We start from the raw sequence: 3,691 nt of genomic DNA, 5'->3' as shown, positions 1-3,691 counted from the left end.
CCGTACGGCGTCCGGGCCCGCTGTTCGTGCCCCGGGGCGGGCGGGGCGACCGCGGCCGTCAGGCCTCGGTCTTCTCCTCGGTCACGGCCTCGGCGGCCGGGGCCTCGACGGTCTCGGCCGACTCGTCGGCCTCGTCGTCGTCGAAGTTGATCTCGTTGCCCTCGGTGTCGACGACCTTGGCGGCCTCGACCACGGTGGCCAGCGCCTTGCCGCGGGCGACCTCGCCGACCAGCAGCGGAACCTGACCGCCCTGGACGACCTGCTGGGCGAACTGGTCCGGGGTGAGGCCCGAGCCGGCGGCGCGGCGGATGAGGTGCTCGGTCAGCTCCTCCTGGGAGACGTTGAGCTCCTCATCGGCGACGATCTGGTCCAGGACGAACTGGGTCTTGATGCCCTTCTTCGCCTGCTCCTCGATCTCCGCGAGGTACTCCTCCTCCGACTTGCCCTGGGTCTCCAGGTACGCCTTGAGGTCGAGGCCCATCGGCTCCAGCTGGTGGTGCTCCAGGTTGTGCTTGCGGGTCTCGATCTCGTCCTTGAGGAGCTTCTCCGGGAACTCGATCTCGACCAGGCCGAGCAGCGCGTCCAGCACCTTCTCCTGGGCCTGGGTGGCCTGGTCGTACTCCTTCATGCGCTCCAGGCGCTTGCGGGAGTCGGCCTTCAGGTCCTCAAGGGTGTCGAACTCGCTGGCCAGCTGGGCGAACTCGTCGTCCAGCTCGGGCAGCTCCTTCTCCTGGACGGCGGTGACCGTGACGGTGACCTCGGAGGTCTTGCCGGCCTGGGTGCCGCCCTTGAGCTCGGTGGTGAAGGTGGCGGTGGCGCCGGCCTCCAGGCCGACGACGGCCTCGTCGATGCCGTCGATCAGACGGCCCGAACCGATCTCGTAGCTGACGCCGGCGGCGGTGCCGTCCTCCGGCACCTCGCCGTCGACCTTGGCCTCCAGGTCGACGACCACGATGTCGCCCTCGGCGGCGGCGCGCTCGACGTCCTTGACCGAGGAGAAGCGCTCGCGCAGCTGCTCCAGGGACTTGGCGATGTCCTCGTCGGAGACCGCGATCGGGTCGACGGCGACCTCGATGGCGGAGAAGTCCGGCAGGGTGATCTCCGGGCGGATGTCCACCTCGGCGGTGAACTTCAGGTCACCGCCGTCGGCGATCTTCTCGACACCCTCGATGTTGGTGATGTCGGGCTGGCCGAGGACCTCGATCTTGCCCTCGTCGACGGCCTGCGTGTAGAAGCGCGGCAGGGCGTCGTTGACGGCCTCCTCCAGCACGGCACCACGGCCGAAGCGCTGGTCGATGACCCGGTTCGGGATCCTGCCCTTGCGGAAGCCCGGGACCGAGACCTGCTGGTTGATCTTCTTGTACGCCGCGTCGAGGCTGGGCTTGAGCTCCTCGAAGGGCACCTCGACGGTGAGTCGAACCCGGGTCGGGTTCAGAGTCTCGACGGCGCTCTTCACGGTTAGGTCTCCTATGGGCTTGCGGTCAGGTTGCCTCCGCCCTCCCCGCGCCACCGGCCGGGGCCGGGGTCGGACGGGTCGGGCGAGACGGGCGATGGGCGGTTGGAGCTGCATCTCCCGTGGGGGGTGGACGGTGAGCGTGACTCCTCGCCCTCGTGCGGTTGACCTGGGTGTACGCCACAGGGACTACCGCCAGCGCCCCATCCTACCGGTACCACGAAAGGCGGACGCCAGGACGCCGCCGTCCGCAGGTGCTCAGGCCTTCGTGACGGCCTTCCCCGGGGCCTGCCCGGGGTCCGGCGCGGGCGTCCCGGCAGCGGTCGCCGCCGCCCCCGCGCCGGCGGGCGCGGCGGCCCGGCGCATGGTCGCTGCGGCGTCGGAGTCCCGCACCCGCAGCGCGATCACGGCCGCGAGCAGGGCCAGCGCGGAGGCGGTCAGGAAGGCCGCGCGGTAGGCGTCGAGGTTCGCCACGGGCGTACCCGAGGCGTCCGCGGTGAACGGCCCGACGGCGGTCAGCACGGTGCCCAGCAGCGCCACGCCCAGCGCCGAGCCGAGCTGGCGCTGGGCGTTGTAGAGGGTGGAGGCGGCGCCGGTGGAGGCCGCCGGGACGGTCGCGAAGGCGGCGGTCTGGCCCGGCATGAAGACGTGCGCCATGGCGAAGCCGCAGACGAAGAGCAGCGCGCGGACCGCCCACAGGTTGCTGTCCGGCCCGATCGTGGCCATCACGGCCAGGCAGGCCGCGACGGCGGTGGCACCGGCGACGAGCAGCCGGCGCGGGCCGAACCTCGGGTAGAGCCGGCCCGCGACCTGCGAGGCGAGCATCACACCGAGTGCCTCGGGGAAGATCATCAGACCGCTGTGCAGTGCGTCCATGCCCAGCGCGTCCTGCATCAGCAGCGGGAAGAGGTAGAGCATGCCGAGGAAGGCTGCGCCGGAGAACAGCGACAGCAGGTTGGCGGTGCGGAAGATCCGGTCGCGGAACAGCCGCAGGTCGAGCATCGGCTCGGGCCGGCGCAGCTCGACCACGACCAGGCCGGCGAGGGCGAGCAGGCCGCCGAGCGCCGCGGTGACGATGCGCGCGCTCCCCCAGCCCTCGGAGGCGCCCTCGGAGAGCGCGTACATCGAGGCGCCGAAGCCGACGGCGGAGAGCAGGAAGCCGGCCGCGTCGAACCGGCCGGCCCGCTCGGCCCGGTAGTCCGGCAGGAAGAGCAGCCCGAAGACCAGGGCGGCGATGCCGATCGGCACGTTGACGATGAAGACCCAGTGCCAGGACCAGCCGTCCACCAGCCAGCCGCCGAGCACCGGCCCGGCGGCCGGGGCGACGGCGGTGGGCAGCATCAGCACCCGGGTGGCGCGCATCCGCTCCTCCTGCGGGAACGCGTGGAAGAGCATGGTCATCCCGACCGGGGTGAGCAGGCCGCCGGCCGCGCCCTGGAGGATCCGGTCGAGGGTGAGCGCGGTCGTCGAGCCGGCCGTGCCGCACAGCAGCGAGGCGACGGTGAACAGGGCGAGCGCGGCCAGGAACACCCGGCGGGTACCGAAGCGGTCGCCGAGCCAGCCGGAGAGCGGCACGAAGACCGCCAGGCTGACCAGGTAGCCGACGTTGATCACGCCGACGCCGGCCGGGTCGGTGCCGAAGTCACGGCCGATCGCGGGCAGCGCCACGTTGACGATCGTGGTGTCCATGATCGACATGAAGAGCGCGGCGACGAAGACGACGCCGACCGCGGCCTTGGGGTTGATCCGCGTCGGCCGCGGGGGCCGGGCCGGGCTCGTCGCACTCATCGGGGCTCCAGGGTGGGTGAAAAATCAACCACCAACCATGCCGGAAGCACCCCCCGAACGACAACAGGGCCCCGCCGTGGACGAGACCCTGCGCACGGTCGGGGTGACCGGATTCGAACCGACGGCCTTCCGCTCCCAAAGCGGACGCGCTACCAAACTGCGCCACACCCCGTGGTGCCGAGAGGAAGCGTACACGCCGGGCCCTGCCGGTTCGGCGAGATATTCCGGGGCCTCACCGGGAATGGGGTGTGCGCACAGCCGACCGGACCAGGTACGCTGTCTTCCGGCCTTCCGTCCGGTGACGGTCGGATGGTTCGTGCGGGCGTAGCTCAATGGTAGAGCCCTAGTCTTCCAAACTAGTCACGCGAGTTCGATTCTCGTCGCCCGCTCCGCAGAACGGCCCCGGGGATGCACCGCCACCCCCCGGGCGGGGGCGTATAAAAAAAAACC

The 3,691-nt window shown here is 71.2% G+C and carries 2 protein-coding genes and 2 tRNA genes; 1 reads left to right on the top strand and 3 read right to left on the bottom strand.

Annotated features, from left to right (window positions below):
- Positions 1 to 58: 58 nt before the first annotated feature.
- The 3 genes from tig to ACFCX4_RS35260 all read right to left on the bottom strand — a co-directional run bounded on the left by tig (position 59) and on the right by ACFCX4_RS35260 (position 3,413).
- Entirely contained in the window at positions 59 to 1,456 is a 1,398-nt protein-coding gene (gene tig, locus ACFCX4_RS35270; protein WP_376151398.1) for a trigger factor, read from the bottom strand.
- 255 nt (positions 1,457 to 1,711) lie between these two features.
- Positions 1,712 to 3,241: an MDR family MFS transporter gene (locus ACFCX4_RS35265; protein ID WP_376151396.1), complete on the bottom strand. Its 1,530-nt coding sequence runs from the start codon at positions 3,239 to 3,241 to the stop codon at positions 1,712 to 1,714.
- A 98-nt stretch (positions 3,242 to 3,339) separates the two neighbouring features.
- Positions 3,340 to 3,413: transfer RNA gene (locus ACFCX4_RS35260), tRNA-Pro, on the bottom strand.
- Positions 3,414 to 3,559: 146 nt separating this feature from the next.
- On the opposite strand from ACFCX4_RS35260, the gene ACFCX4_RS35255 reads away from it, so the two are divergent.
- Positions 3,560 to 3,630 (top strand) — tRNA-Gly (locus ACFCX4_RS35255).
- Positions 3,631 to 3,691 lie beyond the last annotated feature (61 nt).

The sequence above is a fragment of the Kitasatospora sp. NPDC056327 genome (genome assembly GCF_042261735.1).
Taxonomy (GTDB): domain Bacteria; phylum Actinomycetota; class Actinomycetes; order Streptomycetales; family Streptomycetaceae; genus Kitasatospora.
Note: the sequence above shows the minus strand (reverse complement) of the source record. Positions and strands in the feature narration are given on the sequence as shown.

Bases quoted from the DNA above. Each gene is read 5' to 3' on its own strand.
- ACFCX4_RS35265 (WP_376151396.1), bottom strand. From the start codon at position 3,241: ATGAGTGCGACGAGCCCGGCCCGGCCCCCGCGGCCGACGCGGATCAAC.